At 75.1% G+C, this 26,366-nt stretch carries 17 protein-coding genes; 8 read left to right on the forward strand and 9 right to left on the reverse strand.

Features of this window, described 5'->3' with window-relative positions; translation table 11 throughout:
• Positions 1–20: 20 nt before the first annotated feature.
• Complete coding sequence (locus ACQEUU_RS22770; protein WP_433068975.1) at positions 21–2,237, forward strand: hypothetical protein; 2,217 nt, start codon at positions 21–23, stop codon at positions 2,235–2,237.
• A 36-nt stretch (positions 2,238–2,273) separates the two neighbouring features.
• Here the strand turns inward: ACQEUU_RS22770 and ACQEUU_RS22775 are convergent, their stop codons facing one another.
• From ACQEUU_RS22775 to ACQEUU_RS22795, 5 genes are all read right to left on the reverse strand, one after another.
• Positions 2,274–3,833, reverse strand: a complete 1,560-nt coding sequence (locus tag ACQEUU_RS22775; protein WP_433068977.1) for a glycerol-3-phosphate dehydrogenase/oxidase — start codon at positions 3,831–3,833, stop codon at positions 2,274–2,276.
• Positions 3,834–3,881: 48 nt separating this feature from the next.
• A complete protein-coding gene (locus tag ACQEUU_RS22780; RefSeq protein WP_270159656.1) occupies positions 3,882–4,352 on the reverse strand; it encodes an Lrp/AsnC family transcriptional regulator in 471 nt (156 codons plus the stop codon).
• 23 nt (positions 4,353–4,375) lie between these two features.
• Entirely contained in the window at positions 4,376–4,939 is a 564-nt protein-coding gene (locus ACQEUU_RS22785; protein ID WP_433068981.1) for a GTP-binding protein, read from the reverse strand.
• Between the two features lie 288 nt (positions 4,940–5,227).
• Positions 5,228–6,097, reverse strand: coding sequence for a terpene synthase family protein (locus ACQEUU_RS22790; RefSeq protein ID WP_433068983.1), 870 nt, complete (start codon positions 6,095–6,097; stop codon positions 5,228–5,230).
• A gap of 118 nt (positions 6,098–6,215) precedes the next feature.
• Positions 6,216–8,798, reverse strand: a complete 2,583-nt coding sequence (locus ACQEUU_RS22795; protein WP_433068986.1) for a CHAT domain-containing protein — start codon at positions 8,796–8,798, stop codon at positions 6,216–6,218.
• Between the two features lie 155 nt (positions 8,799–8,953).
• On the opposite strand from ACQEUU_RS22795, the gene ACQEUU_RS22800 reads away from it, so the two are divergent.
• From ACQEUU_RS22800 to ACQEUU_RS22810, 3 genes are all read left to right on the forward strand, one after another.
• Positions 8,954–10,297 carry a S8 family peptidase gene (locus ACQEUU_RS22800; RefSeq protein WP_433068989.1) on the forward strand — a complete coding sequence of 448 codons (1,344 nt, stop codon included), beginning with the start codon at positions 8,954–8,956 and terminating at the stop codon, positions 10,295–10,297.
• A gap of 71 nt (positions 10,298–10,368) precedes the next feature.
• A complete protein-coding gene (locus ACQEUU_RS22805) occupies positions 10,369–10,977 on the forward strand; it encodes an RNA polymerase sigma factor (protein ID WP_433068992.1) in 609 nt (202 codons plus the stop codon).
• A 5-nt stretch (positions 10,978–10,982) separates the two neighbouring features.
• On the forward strand, positions 10,983–11,420 hold the full coding sequence (locus ACQEUU_RS22810) for a hypothetical protein (protein ID WP_433068994.1): 438 nt from the start codon (positions 10,983–10,985) through the stop codon (positions 11,418–11,420).
• Between the two features lie 289 nt (positions 11,421–11,709).
• On the opposite strand, the gene ACQEUU_RS22815 is transcribed toward ACQEUU_RS22810, so the two are convergent.
• Positions 11,710–14,649 (reverse strand): AAA family ATPase, encoded by a 2,940-nt coding sequence (locus ACQEUU_RS22815; protein WP_433068995.1) that lies wholly within the window; start codon positions 14,647–14,649, stop codon positions 11,710–11,712.
• A gap of 133 nt (positions 14,650–14,782) precedes the next feature.
• Between ACQEUU_RS22815 and ACQEUU_RS22820 the strand changes: the two genes are divergently transcribed.
• Positions 14,783–15,784: a magnesium and cobalt transport protein CorA gene (locus tag ACQEUU_RS22820; RefSeq protein WP_433068998.1), complete on the forward strand. Its 1,002-nt coding sequence runs from the start codon at positions 14,783–14,785 to the stop codon at positions 15,782–15,784.
• Between the two features lie 24 nt (positions 15,785–15,808).
• Here the strand turns inward: ACQEUU_RS22820 and ACQEUU_RS22825 are convergent, their stop codons facing one another.
• Both ACQEUU_RS22825 and ACQEUU_RS22830 read right to left on the reverse strand, forming a co-directional pair.
• Positions 15,809–18,607, reverse strand: a complete 2,799-nt coding sequence (locus ACQEUU_RS22825; RefSeq protein ID WP_433069001.1) for a hypothetical protein — start codon at positions 18,605–18,607, stop codon at positions 15,809–15,811.
• A gap of 133 nt (positions 18,608–18,740) precedes the next feature.
• Entirely contained in the window at positions 18,741–19,850 is a 1,110-nt protein-coding gene (locus tag ACQEUU_RS22830; RefSeq protein WP_433069004.1) for a M24 family metallopeptidase, read from the reverse strand.
• Between the two features lie 132 nt (positions 19,851–19,982).
• Between ACQEUU_RS22830 and ACQEUU_RS22835 the strand changes: the two genes are divergently transcribed.
• The 3 genes from ACQEUU_RS22835 to ACQEUU_RS22845 all read left to right on the forward strand — a co-directional run bounded on the left by ACQEUU_RS22835 (position 19,983) and on the right by ACQEUU_RS22845 (position 23,555).
• Positions 19,983–21,155, forward strand: coding sequence for a PP2C family protein-serine/threonine phosphatase (locus tag ACQEUU_RS22835; protein WP_433069007.1), 1,173 nt, complete (start codon positions 19,983–19,985; stop codon positions 21,153–21,155).
• Complete coding sequence (locus ACQEUU_RS22840) at positions 21,155–22,048, forward strand: 5'-3' exonuclease (protein WP_433071938.1); 894 nt, start codon at positions 21,155–21,157, stop codon at positions 22,046–22,048. Before ACQEUU_RS22835 ends, ACQEUU_RS22840 begins: the two co-directional genes overlap by 1 nt.
• 88 nt (positions 22,049–22,136) lie before the next feature.
• Positions 22,137–23,555, forward strand: coding sequence for an RNB domain-containing ribonuclease (locus ACQEUU_RS22845; protein ID WP_433069009.1), 1,419 nt, complete (start codon positions 22,137–22,139; stop codon positions 23,553–23,555).
• A gap of 45 nt (positions 23,556–23,600) precedes the next feature.
• On the opposite strand, the gene ACQEUU_RS22850 is transcribed toward ACQEUU_RS22845, so the two are convergent.
• A complete protein-coding gene (locus ACQEUU_RS22850) occupies positions 23,601–26,336 on the reverse strand; it encodes a DEAD/DEAH box helicase (RefSeq protein WP_433069011.1) in 2,736 nt (911 codons plus the stop codon).
• Between the last annotated feature and the right edge of the window lie 30 nt (positions 26,337–26,366).

Genomic DNA, 26,366 nt, shown 5'->3' on the forward strand with positions numbered 1-26,366 from the left:
GCCCTCATCATGCTGCGGTCATGGACGGGTTCCTGGACACCGGCACGGGCGGTCTGACGGAGTTGCGGGTGCACGGCGTGGCCGGCACGCCGCCCGCGGAGATGCTCAACCATCCGCATCCCCGGCTGGTCGCGGGCGACGGGACCACGGGGTTCTTCCGGCGCTGGTGGCCCGCCGGGCGGCCGGAGACGCAGGACGCGGACGTGCCCGGCGAGCGCCGTCGCGAGGCGTACGCGTGGGCCGGGCTCACCTCCGGCGGCCGGACGATCGCGATGTGGCTGCTGCTCCTGCCGTTCGCGCTGGCCAATCTGGCGTACTTCATGCTGCCCAGGCCGGTGGGCGGGCGGCGGCTGCGGCGGGCCGTGGAGGCGGCGCAGCGGCTGTTCGCGCTGCTGCTGACCGGCACGCTGGTGGCGACCGTCACGCGGGCGAGCGTGGACCTGATCGGCTGGCAGTGCACCGCCGCGGGCCGGGCGTGCGCGGGCGAGACCGCGCCCGGCTGGGTGCGGTGGATGGGCGAGCTGTGGGGCGACGACCCCTCGCGGCGGCTGGCCGTGACCGCGCTGGTGCCGCTCGCGCTGGTGGTGGTGCTGTGGGCGGCCGGGCGGCGGACGTGGAAGCGCGACGAACGGACGGCGATGGAGCCCGGCGGGTTCGGCGGGCCGGCCCCGCTGCTGGCCCGGCCGCGGCTGTGGCACGGCGAGGAGCCGGTGCGGCGGCTGCGGGCGGCGCACGTGGCGTTCGCCCTGGGATGGATCGGGCTGTCGGTGGCGGCTCCGTTCACCCGGTCGGGGCCCGGGCTGGTCCTGACGGTAGCGAACGCGGTGCTGCTGGTGGCCGCCGCCCTGCTGGTGGCCGCGCCGGGGGTGGCGCGGCGGGTGGATCCTGGCGCCGGCGACCCGGGCGGCGCGCTGCTCGGCCGGATCTGCTCGGCGCTGGGCGCGGCGGGCGTGGTGGTGCCGGCCGTCACGCTCATCGCGGCGGCGGCCGGGCTGCCGGGCGCGCCCGCCTCGCGCCAGTTGCCGGGAGTGGGCGCGGGTACGGTCCAGTTCGTGCTGACGCTGGCGCTGGTGGCGTTCATGCTGGCGGGCACCTGGGGACTGGCCGGGCTCGACCGGAAGACGGGGCCGCGGGCGATGGGCGGGCTGGCGAGCTGGTTCGCGCTGCTGGTGGCCGCGGCCGTCGCGAACGCGCTCGGGCTGGGCGTGATGTTCTGGACGGCGTCGTTCTTCGGGGTGCCGGCCTCGCCGGGCGCGGGCGGTCCCGCGGGCCGCAGGCTGTTCCTGGACGAACCGGTGTGGTGGACGGCGGCGCTGGTGCCGGTCCTGGTCGCGGGCCTGGTGGCGGCCGGGCTGGTGCTGTGGAACGCGAGCAGGTCCGACGCTGCCCGGCTGGCCCCCAGGCTGGAGCCACACTACGGACGGCACAGCGGCGAGGTGGCCCGCACGTGGGCGCTGGCGGGGCTGACCGACCGGGCGGGGCAGGCCCTGGGGCTGCTGACCGGGATCGGGCTGGCCGGATTCGCGGCGGTGACGGTCTTCTACCAGTTCCGGCTGCTCGACCCGGTGGGCGGGCCGGCCGGGCTGCTCGCGACCGTCGGCAGCTGGGCGATGGCCGCCTCCCTCGCCGGGCTGGTGCTGCTCGGACGGCGCGCGTACAGCGATCCGGGGCTGCGCCGCACCGTCGGGATCCTGTGGGACGTGGCCACGTTCTGGCCGCGTGCCGTCCACCCGCTCAGCCCGCCGTGCTACACCGAGCGGGTGCTGCCCGAGCTGATCGCCCGGATCCGCCGGCTGACCGCGGACGAGGCCGACCTGGTGCTGATCTCCGGGCACAGCCAGGGCAGCGTCATCGGCGCCTCGGTGGTGCTGCAGCTCGATCCGGCGGTGCGCGGGCGGGTGCGGCTGCTCACGCACGGCTCGCCGCTGCGGCGGCTGTACGCGGCGTACTTCCCCGCGTACTTCGGGCCCGAGGCGCTGGACGCGGTGCGCCGGGCGGTGCCGTGGTTCAACCTGTACCGGCTGAGCGATCCGATCGGCGGGCCCGTCTTCGAGCGGGTCGATCCGTTCGGGCCGCGCGAGGCGCTGTCGGCGGTCGACCTTTTCTGCTGGGACCCGGCCAGGCCGGAGCCGGGCGATCCGCTGCCGGTGACGCGCGGGCACGCCGACTACTGGTTCGATCCGCCGTACGCGGAGGCGGTGCGCCGGCTCACCGCGGCGTCCTTGCGTGAGGGGTGAGCGGCGGCGGGGAGTCGGACGGGAGTCGGGCGGGAGTCAGCCGGTGAGGACGCCGGCGACCCGCTCGCGCACGTCCGGCGTGTCGAGGCCGCGCACGGTGAGCGTGGTACGGCGACGGACCACGTCGTCGACCGTGACCGCCCACTCGCGGTCGCGGGCGTAGACCACCTGCGCCCAGATGTCGGGGCCGCCGGGGTGGATGCGCTCGCCCAGGGCCGGATCGTCGCGGATGAGCCGGGCCAGGTCGAAGGCGATCGAGCCGTAGTGGGAGGCGAGGTGGCGGGCCACCAGCGGGTCCATGCGGGCGCCTGGGTCGCGCTCGGTCCACAGCCGCATGGCCACCGCGTCGGGGCTGGCCAGCCCCGGCAGCGGCACCGCCGGCAGGATGTCGGCCAGGTCGTCGCCGAGCGGCCGGCCGGGCAGGTGGGCGAGCGTGTCGAGCACTACGCGGCCGATGTGGCGGTAGGTGGTCCATTTGCCGCCCGCGACCGAGAGCATGCCGCCGGTGCCGCGGGTGAGCACGGTCTCGCGCTTGGCCGCGGCCACCCGGCCGGGGCCGCCGGGGAGGACGCGCAGACCGGCGAAGGAGTAGGTGAGGTCCTCGCGGCGCAGCTGGGAGTCGAGCACGGCGTGGCCGGCCTCGTCGAGGATCTGCGTGACGTCGGCCTCCGTGGGGCGTACGTCGGCGGGGTCGCCCTCGTAGGGCTCGTCGGTCGTGCCGAGCAGGAGGTGGTCCTCCCAGGGGATGGCGAAGGAGACGCGGTACTTGTCGATCGGGATCGTCAGCGCCGCCTTCCACGGTTCGTGGCGGCGCAGCACCACGTGGGCGCCCTTGGACAGGCGGATGCTCGGCTCGGCGGCGGGGTCCTCCATGCGGCGCAGGTGGTCGACCCACGGGCCGGTGGCGTTGAGCACGAGTCGCGCCGACACGCCGAACTCGCCGCCGTCGAGCCGGTCGCGCAGCTCGGCGCCGGTGACGGTGGCCCCGGTCTTGCGCAGGCCGACGACCTCGGCGTGGTTGAGCACGGTCGCGCCGGCGTCGACGGCGGCGCGCACGGTCATCACGGCGACGCGGCTGTCGTTCATCTGGTGGTCGCCGTAGACGGCGGCGGCGCGCAGCCCGTCCGTCTTGAGCGCGGGCACTCTGGCCTGGGCCTGCTGCGGGGTGATGACCTTGCCGACACCGTCGCCGAACACCGACAGCGCGGAGTAGAGGAACACGCCCGCGCCCAGCTTGGCCGCGCCGTGGGGGCCGCCCCGGTAGATCGGGACGACGAAGGTGAGCGGCTTGACCAGGTGGGGCGCGATGTCGCCGGCCAGCGCCCTGCGCTCGCGGTGGTTCTCGGCGACGAGCTTGACGTTGCCGGTCTGGAGGTAGCGCAGGCCGCCGTGGACGAGTTTGGAGGACGCGCTGGAGGTGGCGCCGGCGAAGTCGCCCGCGTCGACCATGGCGACCCGCAGCCCCGCCTGGGCCGCCATCCAGGTGACGGACGTGCCCAGGATGCCGCCGCCGATGACCAGCAGGTCGTAGGGGACCCGGCTCAGCTCCGCGCGCGTCTCGGCGCGCGTGGCCGGGGCGGCGGTGCTCTTGGTCATGTGGTGCTCCAGTGGGACGACGGCTGCATGATCTACGCGGGCGGGCGCTCAGCCCGCGCCGGCGCCCTCGCCGGCCTGCGTCACGTCCGGGGCGCGATGCTCGTACGGCGTGCTCAGCACCACCGTAGTACGGGTGGAGACGTTGGCCGCGGCCCGGATCTGCTGCAGCAGCTCCTCCAGCGCCACGGGGGACGCGACGCGCACCTTGAGGATGTAGCTCTCGTCACCGGCGACGCTGTGACACGCCTCGATGGCGCTGAGGTGGGCCAGCCGCTCCGGGGCGTCGTCGGGCGCCGCGGGGTCGATCGGTTTGATCGAGATGAACGCGGTGAGCGGCAGCCCGATCGCGTCGTGGTCGACGATCGCGGCGTAGCCGCGCACCACGCCGCGCTTCTCCAGGCGGCGCACCCGCTGGTGCACGGCCGAGACGGACAGCCCGGTCTCCCTGGCCAGGTCGGTGAAGCTCATCCGGCCGTCGCTGGCCAGCAGCGCGACGATCCGGCGGTCGATCTCCTCCATCGGTCAAAGGTAGCCGGTCGCGCTCACGACATCGTCCCGACCGGGGAGGCGCCCTTGCGCATCGCGTGCTCGACGAGGGCGATCAGGACGTCCCTGCCGGAGTCGCGGCGGCGGGCGTCGCAGCGCACGATCGGCACCCCGGGGTCGAGGCCGAGCGCCTGGCGGACCTCGCCGATGGTGAAGGGCCGGGCGCCGTCGAAGCAGTTGAGCGCCACCACGAAGGGCTGCTCGCGTTTCTCGAAGTAGTCGACGGCCGGGAAGCAGTCGGCCAGGCGCCGGGTGTCGGCCAGCACGACGGCGCCGAGCGCGCCCACCGCCAGCTCGTCCCAGACGAACAGGAACCGCTCCTGCCCGGGGGTGCCGAAGAGGTAGAGCGTGTATTCGCCGCCGATGGTGATGCGGCCGAAGTCCATCGCCACGGTGGTGGTGGGCTTGGTCTCGACGCCGGTCAGGTCGTCGACGCCGGCGCCGGCGTGGGTGAGCATCTCCTCGGTGCGCACGGTCCTGGTCTCAGACACCGCGCCGACCATGGTGGTCTTGCCCGCGCCGAAGCCTCCGGCGATCACGATCTTGATCGGGATGGGCATCCGCCAGGGATCAGAACGCCCGAAGTCCATCCAGCACCGCCTGTAGGTCCTTCCATGGCCCGCGCCGCACCCGCCGGCTCACCACAGCCCTTCCGGTCAACGCTGTGTCAAGGTGAGTCAAGAAGTCCACGTGCCCGGCATCGATTCACCCTAGCAATGCTGCAAACCTCACTCAAGTGCCCATGCCTCGCTGAAATCAATATGTCACTTTTGTCGTCTTCAGCCTCTCCGGATGGCTCCGATATCGAGTGCTAGTAAACCTGCTTGTCAGGATTTCGTAGCGCTTCGCTACTTCGCCGGCAGATGAGCTGAAATATTGTGATAACCAGTGGTAAAGCCGATTTGTCGCCACAGGTAGGTGGCCGTCCGCGGGCTGGGCTCGCCCACCCCGCGGATCCGCTCGCCCGCCTCGCGGGCGAGACCCGCCATGGCCTCGTTGACCTCCGCCCTGGCCACCCCGAGCAGCAGCACGTTGAGCCCGCCCCAGCTCAGGTCCCTGCGGTACGAGGCGAGGTCGCCGAGCAGGTGGAGGTAGCGCTGCACCTGCTCGCAGACCGGCCGCAGCTCCTCCAGGTGCTCCCTGGCCCACGCGTCGCCGGCGTAGATGAGGTGGGACAGGTCGACGAAGCAGCTGCCGTGGCTGTCGGCGTTGCCGACGTAGCGGTCGAGCGAGACCTCGGCCGCGCTGTCGCGCCACACCCACGCCCTGGCCATCCCCGCCAGGGTCCTGCCGAGCTGGTCGCGCCAGAGCCAGTGCAGGTCGGCGAACTCCTTGACGGTGGCCAGCTCGTCGCGCAGGTCGGCCAGGAAGCGGGTGACCGCCGTGCGGGGCGGGGCGCCGTCGGCGACCTCCAGGCAGTCGCGGATCAGCTGGTTGACCTGCTCGCGGGTGGTGGCGGTGTGATCGACAAGCCGGTCCAGGGCGCGCACCCACAGGGCGGCCCTGTTGACCACCTTGAGCCGGTCGGCGGTGGCCCACGGCGCGCCGAACGCGCTCGCCAGCGACAGCGCCGCATACAGCTCCGGCCCGAAAGCCGCCCCCGGGAACAGCCCGCCGTACATCTGGGCACAGCGTCGCAGGTCCCGGTCGCACTCGGCGGCCAGCGCGCACGTCCGGCCGAGCTCGAACGCCTCGTCCAGCTCGCCGGGCAGCCTCATGGCCGCTCGGCCGGCATGCGGATCATCGGCGATTACCCCCATATACCCGCAGATATCGCTGTGTGAGCGAATTGTCACATGATCACGAGCGTCCGATCAAGGGACACCACCCTGGCGGTCAGGCTCCGATCGCGATGAACGACACGTCGTCGCCCCTGGCCCGCCGCAGCGCCTCGGCCAGGCCGAGCCCGCCGCTGAGCCCGGCGTGCAACCTGACCATGAGCGGGACCACGGTCTCGTCGTTGACCGGCACCACGCTGGCCACGATGCCGGCGGTGCCCAGATGGAGCAGCGCGGTGGCCAGGCCGAGCAGCTCGTCGGCGCCGACGGCGGCCATCTGGGCGGAGTCGCAGCTGGACAGGACGAGCCGGTAGGGGGCGCGGCGCAGGCGTTCGAGGTCGTAGCCGGTGAGCCGGCCGTCGTCGAGGTGGAGCGCGGAGAACATCGGGCTGTCGGCGCGGAAGGTGCCGTGGGCGGCCAGGTGGGCGAGCCGGCAGCCGTCGATGGCCGACAGCACCGCCTGCGCGGTGGCGGCCCCCTCGTCGAGCACGGTGAGGTCGCGGGCCTCGTACAGCTCCTCGATGGCCCGTACCTCGGCCTTGGCGTGGGGCACGTCCGGGCCGCCGACGAGCACGACGCGGCGGCCGGAAGGCGGCGCGGAGGAGCGGGCGCGCAGCCAGGCGGCGGCCGACGGCGCGACGCTGAAGGCGGTGCGCCGCAGCGACGGCAGCAGCCCCCACGGCGCGGCGTGCAGCACGCTGGGCGGCACGACCACGCACGGCCCGCCGGCCAGCAGCGCGGCGACCGGCCCGAGCACGACCTCCTCCAGCCGCCGGCCCAGCGCGGCCAGCTCCAGCGGGTCGGGCCGCGGCTCGTAGGCGAGACGGCGCAGCCGGGACCGGGCGAACTCCGTCTCGGCCACCGCCCGGTCGGCCGGCCCGACGGCGTACCGCCGCACCCGGCCGTCGCCGCACAGCAGCACGTGCAGGGTGCCGTCGATGAGCACCAGCTCCGCCAGCCGTCCGCCGGGGCCGAGCGCCTCCAGCACCCGACGGCAGTCGAACCCGTTCTCCTCGCGCCAGCCGGGCCCGCGCAGGCGCAGCGTCTCGGCGCGCACCCGGGCCTCCAGCGCGGCGCGTTCGCGTTCGAGGCGGCCGGCGGAGGCGGCGCCGCCCGACCTGGCCCCGTCCAGCAGCTGGTCCAGGCGGCGCAGCGCGGCCAGCCGGCCGAGCAGCTCGTGGTCCTCGGGCGGCGGCATGGGCGGCACGGCGAGCGCGGTGGCCCGCCACCGCTCGGTCCAGGCGAGCAGCTCGCGGCTGCGCCCGGCGCGGTGCAGGTGGCGCAGCGCGAGCTTGACCAGCTCGACGCCCTGGGCGGAGACGAGCGCCCGCAGCTCCGACGAACCGAACGTGAGCCGGTGTTCCTCGATCAGCGCCAGCCCGGCCCGGCAGGCGCGCAGCAACCGGCGCGGCTGCCCGGCCGCCTCGGCCCGCAGCGCCTCGGCGAGCCAGCCGCCCGCCCGCGCGGTGGCGGGGCCGCCGTGCCTGGCCCGCGCGGCGGCCGCCAGGTGACGGTCGGCCACGGCGGCCCGGCCCAGCTCCAGCGCGGCGCGGCCGGCCAGCAGGTGGGCCTGCCAGGCGTCGGGCGAGCCCAGCTCCTCCAGCCGGCCGGCGAGGCGGCGGGCGTCGGCGAGCAGCCGCGGCGTCGGCCCTTCGGCCGGCCCGGCCTGCACGAGGATGAGCCGGGCGTGCTCGGCCCACCAGCCGCGCCGCTGCCCGGCGAACAGCGCCCTGGCCTCGGCGGCCCGCTCCCGGGCGGTCCCCGGGTCGGCGGCGAGCAGCGCGGCCCTGGCGGCGAGCAGCAGCAGCTCGGCCCGCCGGGTGGCCTGGCCGCGCAGCCGGGCGATCAGCCGCAGCCCGGCGTCGGCCTGCTCCAGCGCCTCGCGGGCGAGCCCGGCGGCGAGCATGACCGCGCACTGGTCGGCGACCAGGTCGGGCATCGGCGTGCCGAGCCGCCTGAACCCCTGGTCGGCCTCGTCGAGCAGGGCGAGCGCGGTGGGCAGGTCGCCGGCCACGAAGGCTGCGACGCCCCGGTTCTGGATGGCGACCACCGAGTCGTGCTCCTGCATGGTGGTGGCGAACATGCGCTGCGCGACGCTGAAGTCGGCGTCGGCGTCCTGGACGCCGCCGAGCGCGAGCTGCACGTGCCCGCGCAGGCTCAGCGCCCGCGCGGCCCACACGGTGTCACCGGCCCGGCGCAGCGCGGGCGCCGCCACGCCGAGGTCGTCGAGCGCCTCGCGGTGGCGGCCCAGGATCCAGCGGGCGCCGGCCCGCCGGAACAGCACGCGGGCGCGGGTGGTGCCGGTGGCCCGGCCCACGGCCGAGTCCAGCGCCGACAGCCCCGAGCGGGTGCGGCCGCGGTGCACGAGCGCGATGCCGAGGGTGGCCAGCACGTCGGCCTCCCGGTCGGGCGAGCCGGACCGGCGGGCCAGCCGCACGGCCTGCCGCAGCTCGGCGATCGCCGCCTCCAGGTCGCCGAACTCGCGGTGCAGGATGCCGATCGCCTGCCGGGCGATCGAGGAGTCGTACGGGCCGCGCCCGCCCGCGAGGATGGCCCTGGCCGCGCGCAGCGCCTCCTTCGGGCGCGCGAACACCATGGCGAGCACGTCATGCGGATCGCCGGGTTCGCGGGCCCCAGACACGCATCGATCGTAGAGCCGGCCCCCGGCCGCGTCCACGCGGGCCCCCGCGATGTATCAGCCGCGGACCCCGGCGCTCATAAGCATGGGAACCCCGCCCGGCGGGCCGGCGGGCGGGCTTCTCACCGGCCGACGCGGACTCCCGGGAGGAACCGACGATGACGACACCGGATCCGGGTGGCGACGCCCGCTTCTGGGCGCAGCTGGAGATGGTGAACGCCGCCCTGCCCGACGGCGTGCGCGCCGTCGCGGGACCGGAGGGCGCAGCGCCCGGCTCCCTGGTCGAGCCCGCCTACGCCGAGCTCGACGGGCACGTGCTGGTCCCCGCCCAGGACCTGGACCGGGCCGCCAACATGGTCATGGACCTGGTGCCGGGCGAGGCCGACCCGCAGGTGGTGTGGCCGCCGGAGCGGGACGCGGGCCGGGTGTCGGTGCGCCGCCTGTACGTCGGCGACCGGGGCGCGCGGATGGTCGCCGACACGCTCGCCGGCCGCCGGGTGCGCGCCACCCCGGTCCACCTGGTCACCGTGGCGGGCGTCAACCTGTGCCCCGGCGACGAGCCCGTCCCGGCCTCGGGGCCGCTGCGCCCGCCGCGCGCCGCCCGCGACGCCGGGGCCGGGGTGCGGGTGACGGTGCTCGACACCGGGCTGGTGCCCGGCTACCTCGACCACCAGTGGCTGGCCGCCGGTTCGGGCGACCCGGCCATCCCGGCCGTCGGCGGCGACGTCACCGACGAGGTCACCGACGGCGTGATCGGCCCGTACACCGGGCACGGCACGTTCGTCGCCGGGGTGGTGCGCTGCACCGCGCCGGCCGCGGACGTCCAGGTCCACCGGACGTTCCCGTACGCGGGCGCGGTGCCGGAGGACGAGCTGGGCCTGGCCATCCGCGACACACTCGCCGCCCACGGGTGGCCGGACATCCTGTCGCTGTCGGCCGGCACCAGGAGCCGCGACGCGGCGGCACTGCTCGGCCTGGCCGACTTCATGGCCGAGCTGACCCTGCACCCGGAGACGGTGCTGGTCGCGGCCGCGGGCAACGACGGCGGCACCGACCCGTTCTGGCCGGCCGCGTACGCCGGGGAGCCGGTGAACGCCTCCGGCGACCTGGTGATCTCGGTGGGCGCGCTGCGCGAGGACGGCCAGGGCCGGGCGTGCTTCAGCAACCACGGCCCCTGGGTGACCGTGTACGCGCCGGGCGAGCGGCTGGTGAACGCCTTCGCCTCCGGCCAGTACACCTACGGCTACCCGCACTGCACGTCCTGCCGGCACGCCGACACCCCGCTGTACTCCGGCTGCACCTGCGTGGGGCCGATGAAGGCGGGCGACACGGCCACGTTCACCGGTCTCGCGCAGTGGAGCGGCACGTCCTTCGCCACGCCGATCGTGGCCGGGCTGATCGCGGCCCGGATGTCGGAGGCGGGCATCTCCTCGCGGCAGGCGGCGGCACAGCTGGTGGCCGGCCGGCTGTCCGTGCCGGACCTCAGCGGTTACCTGCGGTGACGCGACGTTCTCCTGTCCTGGAGCGGCTCACGAAATATCATGAGCTTTCCGCCTCAGGACTGAAAAGGACCGTGGACGACACCGTGGACGACACCGCGCTGGATGAGACCTCAGCCCTCGTCAAAGCAGCCGCCGACGGCGACGCCGACGCCTGGAGGGAGCTCTACCAGCGCTTCAGCGGCCTGGTGTGGGCGGTCGCGCGCGCCCACCTGCCGGTCGCGGCCGACGCCCAGGACGTCGCGCAGACCACCTGGTTCCGCTTCGCGGAGCACCTCACCAGGATCCGCGACCCCGAGAAGGCCGGCGCGTGGCTGGCCGCCACCGCCAGGAACGAGGCGCTGCGCGTGATCCGCACCAGCGGCCGGGCCGTCCCCGTCAGCGACATCGCGCTGATCGGGTTCGACGTGGACGAGCGCTCGCCCGAGCTGCTGCTGCTCGAAGCCGAGGAGGAGGTCGCCGAGGCCCAGCGGGCCCGCGAGGTCTGGGACGCCTTCCAGGAGCTGTCGGAGCGCTGCCGGCTCCTGCTGCGCGCCCTCATCGCCTCGCCGAGGCCCACCTACCAGGAGATCTCCGCCGGCCTGGGCATCGCGGTGGGCAGCATCGGACCCATGCGGGGACGCTGCCTGAAGCGGCTCGGCGTGCTGGTGGAGCGACGAGGACGAGACGGGGGTTCCAGGTGAACGACATGGATGACGACTTCGCTCTCGAGAACGAGCTGCGCGCGATCGCGAGCCTGCTCGACCCGGTGCCGCCGGAACTGCTGGAGGACGCCATGCGGGCGTTCACCCTCCGCACCCTCGACGCCGAGCTGGCGCTGCTCGCCTTCGACTCGTGGGACGAGCGGGCGGCGACGCGGGTCCGCGGGCCCGGGGCGCCCCGGCTGCTCACCTTCCGTACGGCGGAGGTGGAGGTGGAGCTGGAGGTGGCGGGGCGGCGCCTGATGGGCCGGCTGACCCCGTCGGTGGCGACCGACATCCGCGTGCAGCGCCGCGACGGCGAGCAGCGGGTGCGCTCCGACGGGCTGGGCCGCTTCTCGGCCGACGCCCTGACGCCGGGGCCGCTCCGGCTGCGGGTGGTCCCGCCCTCGGGCGGCCCGGTGGTGACCTCGTGGATCCGCGTCTGACGCGACCTCGCCCACACCCGGCCGATCACCGCGGACCCGCCGAGGACTCACGGTCGGCACCCGGCCGGCACTTGGACGGATCGCCGAGGCGGGCGGTGGGGATGGCCGGGTGCGCGCGGGGCGCGCACCCGGCCGCGCGTGGCGGACGTTCCCGGTGATGTCGCCAGGACCCTTGGTTCTCCATCGCCGTTCCCGCCGCCACGCTGCTCGTGGCCGGCCGCGCCGGTCCCCTCCTCCGGCGCGGCCGGGTGTCATCCTCCGGGAGGCCCGGCTCCCGCCCTGGGTGTGGTCATGAGCTCTCTCCGTAATCGGCCAGCCTGGCTGCCAGCGCCACCCTGGAGCCGATGCCGAGCTTGGTATAGATCTTCCCGATGTGGTATTCGACCGTCTTGACGCTGATCAGCAGCTGACGGGCGATCTGCCGGTTGGTCAGCCCGTCGGCCACCAGCGTCGCGGTGCTGAACTCCTGAGGCGTCAGCCCCAGCCGCGCCGTCACCGCGGGCTCCAGCCCGCACGCCCGCAGCTCCTGCGCGCACCACGCGACCATGGGCCCGGCCCCCAGCCCCGCGAAGACCGCCCGCGCGGCCTGCAGCCGCTCCGCCGCCGCCCTCCTCCTCCCGGTACGCCGCAGCAACCGGCCCAGGTCGAGGAGGACTCGCGCCTCCTCGATGGCGGACTCCCCGCCGCCCGCCAGCTCCAGCGCGGCCAGGAAACGCTCCTCGGCCGTGGATGGAACGTTCCTGGCGGCCAGCAGCAGCCCTTCCAGCCTGGCCCGCTGGGCGCGCGCCCGCGACCCGTCGCCGGTGTCGGCCAGCCCGCCGAGCACGGCCTCGGCCTCCGCCAGCGCGCCCTCCGCCACAAGCGTCTCGATGAGGTGCGGGCGCGGGTCGGGCACGAACGCGTCGCCGGCGGACGGCGGCGCCGCCCCCGCGCCGAGCGCGGCCATCGCCAGGTCCGCCTGCGTCTGGCCCAGCACGCTGCGCTGGCGCCTGGCCTCCGCGCGCGCCGCCGCCGCGTGCGCCAGCGCCCGGTCGTGCTCGCCCCGGGCGGCCAGCGGCGCCACGCACACCACCTCCAGGCACGGCAGCAGCCACCGCTGGCCCAGCCCTGCGGCCTCGCCCACGGCGCGCTCGGCCCGCTCGACGGCGTCGTCCCAGCGCCCGTCGCGATACTCGGCCACGGCCAGCAGCGCGACCGCGAGCAGCCGGTGGCAGGGCAGCCCGGCCTCGGCCAGGCGTTCGGCCGCCCGGTCGAGCACCTCACGGGCCCGGCCGACGGCGTCCTCGCGCAGCAGCAGCACCGCCTCGGCGAGGCTCCCCGCCGGCGCCTGCGGGCACGGGGCCCCGGCCAGCGCCAGGACGTCGTACGGGCGCGCCGCGGGACTCTGGATCGGCTGGGCGAGCGCCACCCGCGCCCACCGGACCGCCTCCGGCCTGTCGTCGCCGAGCAGGCGCAGCCAGGCGAGCCTCTCGGCGACGTCGGCCGCGTACGGGGCCTCCCGGTGGGACCAGGCCTCCTCCAGCAGCCGCCCGGCATCCTCCAGGCGGCCCTCGGCCAGGGCGAGCCTGCCGAGCACGTAACGGCGCACCGGGCGCGGGTCGGTGTTCGGCACGGCGGCCAGCTGGGCGGCGCGGACGACGTCACCGCCGACCAGCACGTGCTCCAGAGCCGCCGTGCGCAACTCGTCGCGCCGCCCGGCGGAGTGCGTCAGCTCGGCCGCCAGCCCCAGATGCGCGGCCGCCTCCCGCCACAGCCCGTGCTGCGCCTCCTTGGCCGCGTACCGGGCCAGCTCCTCGGCCAGTCCTTCGTCGGGGCCCGCCGCCGCGGCGGCCCGGTGCCGCAGGTCCGTCCCGGTGTCGCCGACGGTCCGCGCCGCCGCCAGGTGCAGCCGCGCCCGGGTCCCGGCGCCGAGCGCGTCGTAGGCGGCGGCCCGTCCCAGCGGCTCGCGGAACCTGATCACCCGGCCGGGCTCCTCGATCAGCACCCCGGCGGCCACGGCCTCCTCCAGCGCGTCCAGCTCCGGACTCACACCTGGCCCATCCCCCTCCGGCCTGTCGCGCCCCGGCCCGCCACGTTCCGGCCTGTCGCGCCCCGGCCCGCCACGTTCCGGCCTGTCGCGCCCCGGCCCATCACGTTCCGGCCCCTCACGCTCCGGCCTGTCGTGCTCCGGGCCGCCCGCACGGGGTTCGGCTATCGCCCGCGCCACCGTCGCCGCTTCGTGCAGCGTGCAGTCCTCCCCCAGGACCGCGCAGGCTCCGATGAGCGCCCGCGCCGACGGACCGCAGGACCGCAGTCGCCGGGTGAACGTGTGCACGTACGTGACAGGGGCGGGCAGCCGCACCCCGGGATCGGCGAGCGCCGAGACCGGGACGGCGGCGAGCACCGCGCGGGCGTGCAGCGGGTTCCCCAGCGTGTGCGCACGAAGCCGCGCCGCGGCCGGCTCGGACAACGCCTCCCCCGGCACCGTCTCCCCCGGCGCCGTCTCCCTCGGTGCCGACTCCCCCGGTGCCGCCTCCGTGCGCTCTCTGTCCAGTGGCGTGAGTTCGGGGGACGCGGCGAGGGCGCGCACCCCCTCAGGCGACGGCTCCGCGCTCCCCACACCCCCCCGGAGCCGCCGCCTCGGGACGGCCGCCTCGCCCGGGTGTCCCGAGCTCCCCCGCGGCCGTCCCGCGCTCCCGATCGCGCCTTCGGGCTCCCGTACGGGCAACCTGGCCAGTTCCGCGACCGACAGTCCCTGGAGGGAGATCCGGCAGGCGCCGTCGCCGGTCAGCAGCCGCCGCAGCCCGGTCGGCAGCCACGGATCGTCGGCGTCGCGGCAGGCGGCCAGCACCAGCACCCGCTCCCCGCCCAGGCGCCGCACGGCGTAGCAGAGCGCGCGCAGCGACGGCCGGTCGGCCCACTGCGCGTCGTCCACCACCACGACCACGGGCCCGGCGGCCTGCGCGCGCCGGATCGTCTCGCACAGGGCCTGGCCGGCGGTCCACGGGTCGTCCGCCGCCAGGTCGGGCAGCAGCCGGCGGGCCACGCCGTACCTGAGGTGCCGTTCGCCGGCGTCGCCGCTCGCGGAGACGGTCCGCACCCCGGAGGCGCCGGCGAGCGCGTGCCGGATGAGCGCCGTCTTGCCGATGCCCTCCGGCCCTTCGATCACCGCTCTGCGCGCCGGTCCGGCCGCCGCCAGGCACAGCTCGGCCCGTAGCCTCGCGAGCTCCGCCTCCCTGCCGACGAACATGACCTTCTCCCTCCCTCGCCTTACCCAGAGGGGACGAGAGCGGATTTGATACACCCTTGAATCGCTGCGGATTTTCCGGCGGCCCCGGCCGCGCGGGCGCCCGCCGGTCGCCGGAACCGCCGCATGGGCGACAATGCCGGATGTGATTGTGGACAAGGCGATCTACCACGACGGCGTGCGCGAGACCATCGGCGGCGACATCAGCGACGCCTTCGGCCGTGCCCGCGCCAGGGGCGGCTGCTTCCTGTGGATAGGCCTGCACGAGCCCACCCAGGAGGAGTTCGACCTGATCACCAGCGAGGTGGAGCTCAACCCGCTGGCGGTCGAGGACGCGATCCACGCCCATCAGCGGCCCAAGCTCGAACGTTACGACGACACCCTGTTCGTGGTGCTCAAGCCTCTGCTGTACGTCGAGGAGACCTCGGACGTCGAGGTCGGCGAGATCAACCTGTTCCTCGGCGCCGACTTCGTGATCAGTGTCCGGCACGGCCAGGCGGCCCCGCTGGCCGGAGTGCGCCGCCGCCTGGAGAACGACCCCGCCCTGCTCGACGCCGGTCCCGCCGGTGTCTTCTACGCCATCTGCGACGACGTCGTGGACTCGTACTGGCGCATCTCCCACGAGATCGAGGCCGACCTCACCGCCCTGGAGCGCCGGGTCTTCGGCGGCGAGCTGGGTGACGTGACCGCCGACATCTACTCGCTGAAGCGGGAGGTGCTGGAGTTCCGCACCGCGCAGGATCCGCTGGTGCCGGTGCTCGACGAGATCGTCAAGGGCCGGGTGGAGCTGTGCGCCGGCATCCGGGAGCAGTTCCGCGACGTGCTCGACCATCTGCTGCGGGTGGACACCCGGATCGACGAGCACAACGAGCTCCTCACCAGCGCACTGAACGCCCACCTGGCGCTGGTGACCCGCGAGCAGAACAAGGTCGCCATGCAGCAGAACGCCGACATGCGCAAGATCTCGTCGTGGGCGGCGCTCATCGCCGTGCCGACCATGATCGCCGGGATCTACGGGATGAACTTCGACCACATGCCCGAGCTGCACTGGCCGTTCGGCTACCCGCTCATCCTGGGTCTCATGGCCGTCGCCGCGTTCGTCGTCTTCCGGCTGCTGCGCAGGAGCGGGTGGCTCTGAACCGCCGCCCCGCGCCGCCGGCAGTCAGTCCGGGTCGCGGACGAGGGTCAGGAGCCGGCCGGCCTCCTCCACCACCCGGCTGCCTCCCTTGCGGGCCGCCAGCTCGGCCAGCGGCGCGGCCCCTGGCCGTCCGCCCGCCGGGGCGAGGGGCGGCAGCGGCCCGGCCGTCCGCGCGTACGCCGCCGTCTCGGCCGCGACCGCCAGCAGGCCCGCCAAGCCGGCGCGGGGCCGCTCGCCCGGCGCGGGCAGCAGCGCCGGCACCGCCTCCGCCAGGACGTCCCAGACCTCGGTGTACGCGCCGGCGTTCGCGGCGTGCTCCAGCGACCTGGTGAGGGCGCCCAGCTTGGCCGCGCCCGCGGCGACGAACCGCGCCATGAGCCGGCCGAGGGCGGCGGCCGGCAGGTCGCCCCGGGCGGCCAGCGTGAGGACCGCCTCGACGGCGTGACCACGCCGCTCCGCGTGGTGGTGGCCGAGTCCGGCGGCGACGACGGCCGCGACGGCGTCGCCGGTGGGCCCGTCGCCGTGCGCGATGGCCGCCGCGAGGGCCGTCTCGCCGCTCCGGCGGATGACGCCCTGGTAGAGGAAGTGGGTCACGTGGGCGGCGACGACCTCGCGGTGCGACGGCATCAGCGCGGGCCACCACGCCATGGTGTGGGGGTAGGTCAGGTAGCGGGGTCCGTCGTACGCGGTCCACAGCTCGGCGATCGGCGGCGGGACGTCGCGCGGCGGGGTGATCCGGCAGTCCGTCTCGACGTGCGCGAAGCCGTGCGGGAGAGGCGTCTCCCGCACGCGGCAGGTCACCTCGGGGTCGGGCGCGCCGCCGCGCAGCCAGTCCGCCAGGGTCCGCCCCGCCGCGGAGCCGAGCCGGTCGGCGCGCCCGGCGAGCGCGGGGTCCACCCGCCGGGGCAGGCGCAGCAGGGCCTGGTGGAAGTCGGCGTCGAGCGGCTCGGCGCCCAGCAGCTCCATGCGTTCCAGCAACGTCACCGGGTCGAGGTGTCCGGTGGGCTCGGTGGGGGTGGCCAGCAGCACGGGCACGCTCCCGCCCGACTCCAGCAGCTTCAGCACCTCGTCCAGCCGGCGGGCCACGAACCGCTGCAGGGGGTGCGGGTAGTCGCGGGCGAGACGGTCGAGCTCGTCTTCCGGAACCCCTTCGTGCCCGGGCGCGACCACCGCGAGCGCGCACCGGACCAGCCGGGCGCGCGACTCCACCCCGAGGCCGGCCGGCAGGTGCGGATGCTCCTCGGCCAGCGCCCGATGCCAGGGCCGCAGGGCGTCGGCCAGCGCGTCGCGGTCGCGGTGGGCCAGCGTGACGAGCGCGGCGAGGATCCGCTCGGCCTGCTGGAGCTCGACCTGCCGGCTCATGGCCCCCAGCTCGTGCGCGAGCTCCCAAGGGGTGGTGATGGGCGCGGGCAGCGGGGGGAGGGTGGCGGGCACCAGCGCGGGAGGAACGGGCGTCGCCTGCTCCGGCGCCGGGATCGGGCCGATGACTGCGCCCAGCCGCTCGCGCCACGGGCCGGGCAGCCCGCCCGCCGCCTCACGCACCGCCTCCACCGCTTCGGCCACGTCCTGCCCCTTCCTCCCGGCGAGTCGGGTGCCGTCCACGTCCTGCCCGCACCTCCCCGCAGGACGGGTCCCGTCCGCCTCGTCCGTGTCCTGGCCTGTCTTCGGCGCAGGACCGGGTCCGGCCGGCCGGGTGAGTGCCAGAGGGGCGAGGGTGGCGGCGAGGGTGGTGGCGAGGGTGGTGGCGAGGGCGATGGCCAGGCGGACGGCGCGGTCGCGGAGCGCCGGCGACTCCTCGGTGAACACGGTGGACAGGGCGTGGAGCGCGGCGGGGGCGCGGGCGGGCGTGGTGCGGGCGCCGATCCAGGACAGGGCCGCGGCGACGTTCTTCTTCTCCCGGCGGAAGGCCAGCGCCCCCACCGCCTCGCCGAACAGCTCGTCGTCCACGAGCCCGGCCTCGTCGGCCCGGCGCAGCTCCCCGGCCAGCAGCCCGGCCAGGGCCGGGGACGCCGACGGCAGCACCCGGACGAAGTCGAGCACCGGGATCTCGGTCACGTCCACGGCCAGGCGGCTCCAGAGCGTCATGAACGGCGCGACCTCATCGGCCGCGCCCCCGGCCATGAACCGGCCGGCACAGCCGTCGACGAGTGTCTGCCGCTTGACCAGCCCGTCGCCGGCCATGTCCGCCAGGCGCGCCGCCGCGGAGACGCCGTGGTTGCGGGTCTCGCTCCAGTTGAGCGCGGCGGCCACCCCCGCCGCCTGGAACAGGCGAGGCACCACGACGTCGTGCGGCGGCGGCGGGTCCTGCGTCATCCAGACGGCGGTCGCCAGCCGCCACGCCCAGCCCTCGGCGAACGCGTCGTTGTCCGGCGGCTCGACGCCCGTGGCCTCCACCAGCGCGGCGGCCAGCTCCCAGTTGGGCACCCGCTCGTCGAAGCGGCGCCGCCGCACCGGCCGCAGCCCTTCGACCAGGCGCACGGCCAGGTCGGCGCGCCATTCGCCGGTGCGGCGGGAGAGCAGGGACATCAGGCGCACGGCGTCGGTCCGGGGGTCGCGCACCTGGCGCAGGTCCTGGCGGTCGAGCCAGTCGGCGACCTGCGCCGCGCCGCTCAGGCAGGCGGCGCCGGCGGCGCGCAGCCTGGCGGCCCGGTCCTGGAGCCACCAGCGGCCCTCCACGCCCTCGCGCCGCACCTCGGCCACGTAGCCGGGCAGCTGCACGGCGACGGCCCGCCTGCCGAGGTCGCTGAGCGAGTGGAGGAACGCCACCAGCTCGTCGAGCGTGCCGTCCTCGATGCGGCCGACGACCTCCCGCCACGGGTTCACCTGAGCACCTCCGCATGGTCATGCCCGCGCAGGGGGCGCCCCGGGCGCACGACGCGCCGGAACGGCGACGGGCATGGCACGGACGCTAGCGATCAGCTCCGACATTCCCCGGCTCGCCGTCGCGGGGAGCGGGTCACACGACGACCAGCTCCCTGGTGGTGACGTTGAGCCGGTCGACGCCGGACTCGGTGCACACCACGATGTCCTCGATCCGCGCCCCGTGGGCTCCCGGCAGGTAGATGCCGGGCTCGACGGAGAAGGCGAAACCCGGCTCCAGCGGCTCGCCGTTGCCGGCGACGATGTACGGGTCCTCGTGGCCCTCGACGCCGATGCCGTGGCCGGTGCGGTGGATGAAGTGGTCGCCGTAGCCGGCCTCGGTGATGATGTCGCGGGCGGCGGCGTCGACCGACTCGCACGACACGCCGGGGCGTACGGCCGCGCAGGCGGCGTCCTGGGCGCGGCGCAGCACCTCGTAGTAGGCGGCGAACTCGGCCGGCGGCTCGCCCACGCAGTAGGTGCGGGTGGAGTCGGAGCAGTAGCCGCTCGGCATCTGGCCGCCGATGTCGACGACGACGGGCTCGCCGGGCTGGATGACCCGGTCGGACACGTCGTGGTGCGGGCTGGCGCCGTTGGGGCCGGAGGCGACGATGGTGAAGTCGACGGTGGCGTGGCCGGTGGCGAGGATGGCCTCGGCGATGTCGCGCGCCACCTCGCGCTCGGTGCGGCCGGCCCGCAGGAGGCCGGGCACCTGCCGGTGCACCTCGTCGATCGCCTCGCCGGCCTCGCGCAGGGCGGCCACCTCGGCGGGCGACTTGCGCATCCGCAGCTCGCGCAGCACGCTTCCGGCCAGGACCTGCTCGGTGTCCGGCAGCACGTCGCGGAAGCGCAGCGACGCCATCGCCCACATGCGGTCGGCCACGCCGACCTTGCCGACCGGCCCGAGCCGGTCCGCGGCGATCAGGTACGGGTCGTCGGTCTCGTCCCATGCCACGAAGTCCAGGCCCAGCCGTGAGGCGGGTGACGCCTGCGCGGCGGGCAGCTCCAGCCTGGGCACCATCATGAACGGGTCGGCCGCTGCGGGCACCACCAGGCAGGTCAGCCGCTCCAGCGGCTTGGCGTCGTAGCCGCTCACGTAGCGCAGGTCGGGGCCGGGCGTCAGCAGCAGGGCGTCGACACCGGCCTTGGCCGTGGCCTCGCGCACGGCGGCCAGGCGGGACACGGGATACAAGTTTGAGTACGTCATCACAGGGCTCAATCTACTCGCCTAAAATCCGCGAAAAGCTCTCACCACGCCTCAGACCCCCGGTACACGACGCACACGAGCCATCACGTACTGTGATGCCAATTGTCCTGTTCCCGCGCTGCCGGAGGTCCGATGAGCATGCTCGACGGGTACTCCGAGCTGCTCGCCTCCCGGCTCGCGCACGCCCAGCGGCTGGGCAACATGGGCTGGGCGGAGTGGAACCTGCGCACCGGCGGCATCGTCTGGTCCGAGCAGGTGTACGCCATCTTCGGCAGGGACCCGGCGGAGGGCCCGCTGCCGCTGGCGGCCCTGGCCGGCTACGTGGAGCCCGACGACCTCGCGGCCCTGGACGAGCTGCTGTGGACGGTGACGCAGGGCGTGGAGTCGGTCCAGGCCGAGTTCCGCATCCGGCGGGCCGCCGGCGACGTGCGCAACCTGCGCGTGGTGCTGGAGCCGCTGATGGCGCCCGGCGGGCCGACCGGCGTGCACGGCGTGATCCAGGACATCAGCGGCCGCCGCCGCGCCGAGCGGATCATGTCGGAGTCGCGCCGCCAGCTGCTGGAGGCGCGGGTGCAGGCCGCCGAGGAGCGGCACGTGATGCTCGCGTTGCGCGAGGCCATCCTGCCCGAGCCGGCCGGCTGTCTGGACCTGCCGCACACCAGGATCGCGGTCCGGTACGTGCCGGCGGAGAAGACGGCGAGCCTGGGCGGCGACTGGTTCGAGGCGGCGGCGCTGCCGGACGGGCGGGCGCTGCTGGCCATCGGCGACGTGTCCGGCCACGGCCTGCCCGCGATCGCGCACATGGCCCAGCTCCGGCACGCGCTCATCGGGCTGACGATGACGGGCGAGCCGCCGAACCGGCTGCTGTCCTGGCTGAACGACCTGGTGCTGCACCGTCTCGCCGACACCACGGCGACCGCGGTCGTCGGCCATCTGGACGCGGTCACCCGGGTGTTCACCTGGGCTCAGGCCGGCAACCTGGCGCCGGTGCTGGTGCGCGACGGCGTGGCCAGCAGGCTCGCCCCGCCCCGCGGCATCCTGCTCGGCGCCACCGGCGACGTGCCGTACCGGCTGGCCGAGACCCGGCTGCGGAGCGGCGACCTGGTGCTGATGTTCACCGACGGGCTGGTGGAGCGGCGCACCCGTGACATCGACGAGGGCCTGGACCTGGTGATGACGGCGGCGTGCAAGCTGCCGGGCCGCGATCTGGACGAGGGCCTGGACCGCCTGCTGGAGGACATCGGCGGGCCGAACCCGGAGGACGACGCGTGTCTGCTCGCGGTGGGCATACTGGGCACGTGCTGATGCTTCTGGACACCCCCTCGCTCTATTTCCGCGCCTTCCACGGCATCCCGGAGACGATCACCGCACCCGACGGGATGCCGGTGAACGCGGTGCGGGGGCTGATCGACATGACCGCCACACTGGTGCGCGGCCACTCCCCCACCGAGCTGGCGGCGACCATGGACGCCGACTGGCGGCCCGCCTTCCGGGTGGCGGCGCTGCCTTCGTACAAGGCCCACCGGGTGGCCCAGGGCGACGCCGAGGAGGTGCCGGAGACGCTGGTGCCGCAGATCGCGGTGATCGAGCGGGTGCTCGACGCGGTCGGCATCGCCCGGCTGGAGTCGCCCGGCTACGAGGCCGACGACGTCATCGGCACGCTCGCGCACCGGGCGCGGGGCGCGGTCGACATCGTGACCGGCGACCGTGACCTGTTCCAGCTCGTCGACGACGCCCGCCCGGTGCGGGTCCTCTACACCGCGCGCGGGCTGCGCAACCTGCAGCTGGTCGACGAGGCGTGGGTGAGCGCCAAGTACGGCATCCCGGGCCGCGGCTACGCCGACTTCGCGACGCTGCGCGGCGACCCGAGCGACGGCCTGCCGGGGGTGCCGGGCGTGGGCGAGAAGACGGCGGCGGCGCTGATCACCAGGTTCGGCTCGCTGGAGGCGCTCCTGGAGGCGCTCGACGGCGGCGGCGCGGAGGGGTTCCCGGCGGGCGCCCGCACCAAGCTGGCCGCCGCCCGCGACTACCTGGAGGTCGCGCCGGTGGTGGTCAAGGTGGCACACGACGCGCCGCTGCCCGACGCCGACCTGACGCTGCCGGCCAAGCCGCGCGACCCCGAGACGCTGGTGGAGCTGGCCGACCGCTACGGGCTCGACGGCCCGCTCAACAGGCTGCTGGACGCGCTGAAGCGTTAGCCGCCCCATGCCGTCCGAATCCCATGCTGTCCGAATCCGCATCGAATACGTAGAACGCCCGAGTCGTCCGGCCCGATAGATTGACCCCGTGTCGACGACCATGATCAGGGTTCCGGCCGGGGTGCCCGCCCGCCTCGAGGACGGGTTCGGCCGGATCCGGCGCGAGCTGAAGCTCCCGGACGCCTTCCCCGCCAAGGTGGCCGAGGAGGCCGCCTGGGTGGCGCGGGTGCCGCGGCCGGGCGGCGAGGACCTGACGGAGCTGCCGTTCGTCACCCTGGACCCGCCCGGTTCGATGGACCTGGACCAGGCGTTCCACCTGGAGCGGCTGCGCGGCGGCTACCGGGTCTGGTACGCGATCGCGGACGTGGGCGCGTTCGTCCGCCCTGACGGTGTGATCGACGCCGAGGCCCGGGGCAGGGGCGCGACCGTCTACCTCCCCGACGGCAACGTGCCGCTGCACCCGCCCGTGCTGTCGGAGGGCGCGGCCAGCCTGCTGCCGGGCGCGGAACGGCCGGCCGTGCTCTGGCGGATCGACCTCGACGGCGACGGCCGCACGGTGGGTGCGGACGTGCTGCGGGCGCGGGTGCGCAGCCGCGAACGGCTCGACTACGACTACGTCCAGGCGGCGGTCGAGACCGGCACCGCCGACGGCCCGATCGCCCTGCTGGCCGAGATCGGCAGGCTGCGGCTGGCGCTGGAGCGCGAGCGCGGCGGGGTGACGCTGCCGACCCCGGAGCAGCAGCTGGTGCCGGACGACGGCGGTTACCGGCTGGCCTACCGGCTGCCGCTGCCCGCCGAGGCGTGGAACGCCCAGCTGTCGCTGCTGGCCGGGATGGCGGCGGCGCAGCTGATGCTGGAGGCCGAGATCGGGCTCCTGCGGGTGCTGCCGGCGCCGCGCCCCGCCGACCTCGACCGGGTGCGCCGGGTGGCGCAGGCCCTGGAGGTGCCGTGGCCCGACGGCGCCGGTTACGGGGCGGTGGTGCACGACCTGGACGCCAAGCTGCCCCGGCACGCGGCGTTCCTGCACGAGGCGCGGGTGCTGCTGCGCGGCGCCGGGTACGCGGCCTTCGACGGGGCGCCGCCGAAGCTGGCCGAGCACGCGGCGGTCGCGGCCCCGTACGCGCACGTGACCGCCCCGCTGCGGCGGCTGGCCGACCGGTACGCGAGCGAGGTGTGCCTGGCGATCGCCGCGGGCGAGCCGGTGCCGTCGGACGTGCGCCGGGCGCTGCCCGAGCTGCCCGAGCTGATGGCGGCCTCCGGCCGGCGGGCGGGCGCGGCCGAGCGGGCCTGCGTCGACCTGGCCGAGGCGTACGTGCTGCGCGACCGCATCGGCCAGGAGTTCGCCGCCACGGTGGTCGACGCGGACGAGCGCGGCGGGCTGGTGCAACTGACCGAGCCGGCCGTGATCGCGCGCTGCGACGGCGCGCTGCCGCTGGGCGAACAGGTGGCCGTACGGCTGGTGGCCGCCGAGCCGGCCACCCGCGAGGTCCGCTTCACCTTCCCCTGAGCACGCCCCGGAGCACGCCCCGGAGCACGCCCCGGAGAAAGGGGCTCACACGAGCGACGAGTAGGCCACCACGCCCCGGCGCATCCCGTCGACGGCCTTCGTCGCGGTCTGCTTGATCGCGCTGCCGGGCGGGGCCGCGTCGCCGAGCTGGCCCAGCAGGTCCATCAGCTGCTTGATCCAGCGCACGAAGTCGCCGGCGGCCAGCTCGCCGCCGTTGACGCCGTCCATCAGCACCGCGTCGAGGCTGTGGCCCTTCGTCCACCGGAACGCCGCCCACGCGAACCCCAGGTCGGGCTCGCGGATGGTGGACAGTCCGTGGTCGGCCTCGATGCCCTCCAGCTCGCCCCACAGCCGGGTCATGGCCGTCAGCGCGTCCTGCGCCCGCCCGGCGGGGATCTTGGGCCGGCGGGCATCGTCGGACTGGCGCGACTCGAACACCAGCGCCGACACGCACGCCGCCAGCTCGGCCGGGTCGAGCTCCTCCCACAGGCCGCTGCGCAGGCACTCCGCGGTCAGCAGGTCGAGCTCGGTGTAGAGGCGGCCCAGGCGGCGGCCCTCGTCGGTGACGTGCTCGCCGTCGAGGTAGCCGAGCTGCCCCAGCACCGTGCAGATGCGGTCGAAGGTACGCGAGATGACGTGGGAGCGGCCCTCCACGCGCCGGCGCAGCCCCTGGGTCTCGCGCAGCAGCTTGTGGTAGCGCTCGGCCCAGCGGGCGTGGTCCTCCCGCTCGTCGCAGCCGTGGCAGGGATGCTGGCGGATGCGCCTGCGCAGGTCGTTGACCTCCTCGTCCTCCATCGCGTGGTCGCGCGCCCTGAGCGGCTTGCCCAGGTCGCGGTCGCCGAGCTTGGCGAGCAGGGTGGAGACCAGGTCGGCCCGCTCCTTCGGCGAGCGGCCGTTGAAGTTCTTCGGGATGCGGACCTTCTCCAGCGGCTCGACCGGGACCGGGAAGTCGGCCGGGTCGAGGCGCTTGACCTGCTTGCCGATGGTGAGCACCAGCGGCGTCGGCCCTGTCGCCGCCGACCGGTTGCGCGGGTTGCGGCCGGGGTCGAGCACGATCGCCAGCCCGGCCCGCCGCCCGCCGGGCACCCGGATCACGTCGCCGGGCTGCAGCGCCTCCAGCGAGCGCACCGCCGCCGCGCGCCGGGCCGCGCCGCGCTGGCGGGCCAGGTCGGCCTCCCGGTCGGACAGCCGCCTGCGCAGCGTCGCGTACTCGCCGAAGTCGCCCAGGTGGCAGGTCATCGCCTCCTGGTAGCCCTCCAGCGCCTCCTCCTGCTTGCGCAGCTGCTTGGCCAGCCCGACGACCGCCCGGTCAGCCTGGAACTGCGCGAACGACTCCTCCAGCAGCGCCCTGGCCCGCTCCCGCCCGAACTGGCCGACGAGGTTGACCGCCATGTTGTACGAGGGCTGGAAGCTGGAGCGCAGCGGGTAGGTGCGGGTGCCGGCCAGGCCCGCCACCGACAGCGGGTCCATGGACGGCTGCCACAGCACCACGGCGTGGCCCTCGACGTCGATGCCGCGCCGCCCGGCCCGGCCGGTGAGCTGGGTGTACTCGCCGGGGGTGAGGTCGGCGTGGGTCTCGCCGTTCCACTTGTCGAGCTTCTCGATGACCACGCTGCGGGCCGGCATGTTGATGCCCAGGGCCAGCGTCTCGGTCGCGAACACCGCCTTGACCAGGCCGCGGGTGAACAGCTCCTCCACGACCTCCTTGAACGCCGGGAGCATGCCCGCGTGGTGGGCCGCCAGCCCCCGCTCCAGGCAGTCGCGCCACTCCAGGTAGCCCAGCACGGCCAGGTCCTCGTCGGGCAGGTGGGCGGTGCGCTCGTCGACCAGCTGGCGGATCTCGTGGCGCTCCCGCTCGGTCGTCAGCCGGATGCCCGCGTACAGGCACTGCTGGACGGCCGCCTGGCAGCCGGCGCGGGAGAAGATGAAGGTGATCGCGGGCAGCAGGCCCTCGGCGTCGAGCTTCTCGATCACCTGCGCCCGGTCGGCCGGCCTGCCCCGCGGCGGCCGGCCGTAGCCGCGCCCGCGGCGGCCGGCCAGCAGCCGCTCGGCGTCGCGGGTGACCCGCATCAGCGTCGGGTTGATGCGCGGCACGTCGTCGTCGGGCAGGAACAGGTCGTAGATCCGGTTGCCGACCATCATGTGCTGCCACAGCGGAACCGGGCGGTGCTCGTCGACGATCACGGTGGTGTCGCCGCGCACCTCGCCGAGCCACTCGCCGAACTCCTCGGCGTTGCTGACCGTCGCCGACAGCGCCACCAGCCGGACCGACTCCGGCAGGTGGATGATGACCTCTTCCCAGACCGCGCCGCGGAACCGGTCGGCCAGGTAGTGGACCTCGTCCATGACGGCGAAGCCGAGCCCGGCCAGCGTGGCCGACCCGGCGTAGAGCATGTTGCGCAGCACCTCGGTCGTCATGACGACGATGGGCGCCTCGCCGTTGATGCTGTTGTCGCCGGTCAGCAGGCCGACCTTGGCGGTGCCGTACCGTTTGACCAGGTCGTTGTACTTCTGGTTGGACAACGCCTTGATCGGGGTGGTGTAGAAGCACTTGCGGCCCTGTTCCAGGGCCAGGTGGACGGCGAACTCGCCGACGACCGTCTTGCCCGACCCGGTCGGGGCCGCCACCAGCACGCCGTCGCCCGCCTCCAGCGCCCGGCAGGCGTCGATCTGGAAGTCGTCGAGCTCGAACTCGTACAGACTCCGGAACGACCGCAGAGCGGGGGCGTCTCCCGAGTATTTCTGACGGAAGGCCGCGTAGCGTTCCGCTGGCGTTGTCATAGTCGCCAGCCTACCGAAACCGCCATTCCG

Source organism: Nonomuraea sp. CA-218870 (assembly GCF_050936535.1).
Taxonomy (GTDB): domain Bacteria; phylum Actinomycetota; class Actinomycetes; order Streptosporangiales; family Streptosporangiaceae; genus Nonomuraea; species Nonomuraea corallina.

Coding starts and splice junctions, on each gene's coding strand:
- ACQEUU_RS22770 (WP_433068975.1), top strand. CDS start 21: ATGGACGGGTTCCTGGACACCGGCACGGGCGGTCTGACGGAGTTGCGG.
- ACQEUU_RS22775 (WP_433068977.1), bottom strand. CDS start 3,833: ATGACCAAGAGCACCGCCGCCCCGGCCACGCGCGCCGAGACGCGCGCG.
- ACQEUU_RS22780 (WP_270159656.1), bottom strand. CDS start 4,352: ATGGAGGAGATCGACCGCCGGATCGTCGCGCTGCTGGCCAGCGACGGC.
- ACQEUU_RS22785 (WP_433068981.1), bottom strand. CDS start 4,939: ATGCCCATCCCGATCAAGATCGTGATCGCCGGAGGCTTCGGCGCGGGC.
- ACQEUU_RS22790 (WP_433068983.1), bottom strand. CDS start 6,097: ATGAGGCTGCCCGGCGAGCTGGACGAGGCGTTCGAGCTCGGCCGGACG.
- ACQEUU_RS22800 (WP_433068989.1), top strand. CDS start 8,954: ATGACGACACCGGATCCGGGTGGCGACGCCCGCTTCTGGGCGCAGCTG.
- ACQEUU_RS22810 (WP_433068994.1), top strand. CDS start 10,983: ATGGATGACGACTTCGCTCTCGAGAACGAGCTGCGCGCGATCGCGAGC.
- ACQEUU_RS22815 (WP_433068995.1), bottom strand. CDS start 14,649: ATGTTCGTCGGCAGGGAGGCGGAGCTCGCGAGGCTACGGGCCGAGCTG.
- ACQEUU_RS22820 (WP_433068998.1), top strand. CDS start 14,783: ATGCCGGATGTGATTGTGGACAAGGCGATCTACCACGACGGCGTGCGC.
- ACQEUU_RS22830 (WP_433069004.1), bottom strand. CDS start 19,850: ATGACGTACTCAAACTTGTATCCCGTGTCCCGCCTGGCCGCCGTGCGC.
- ACQEUU_RS22835 (WP_433069007.1), top strand. CDS start 19,983: ATGAGCATGCTCGACGGGTACTCCGAGCTGCTCGCCTCCCGGCTCGCG.
- ACQEUU_RS22840 (WP_433071938.1), top strand. CDS start 21,155: ATGCTTCTGGACACCCCCTCGCTCTATTTCCGCGCCTTCCACGGCATC.
- ACQEUU_RS22850 (WP_433069011.1), bottom strand. CDS start 26,336: ATGACAACGCCAGCGGAACGCTACGCGGCCTTCCGTCAGAAATACTCG.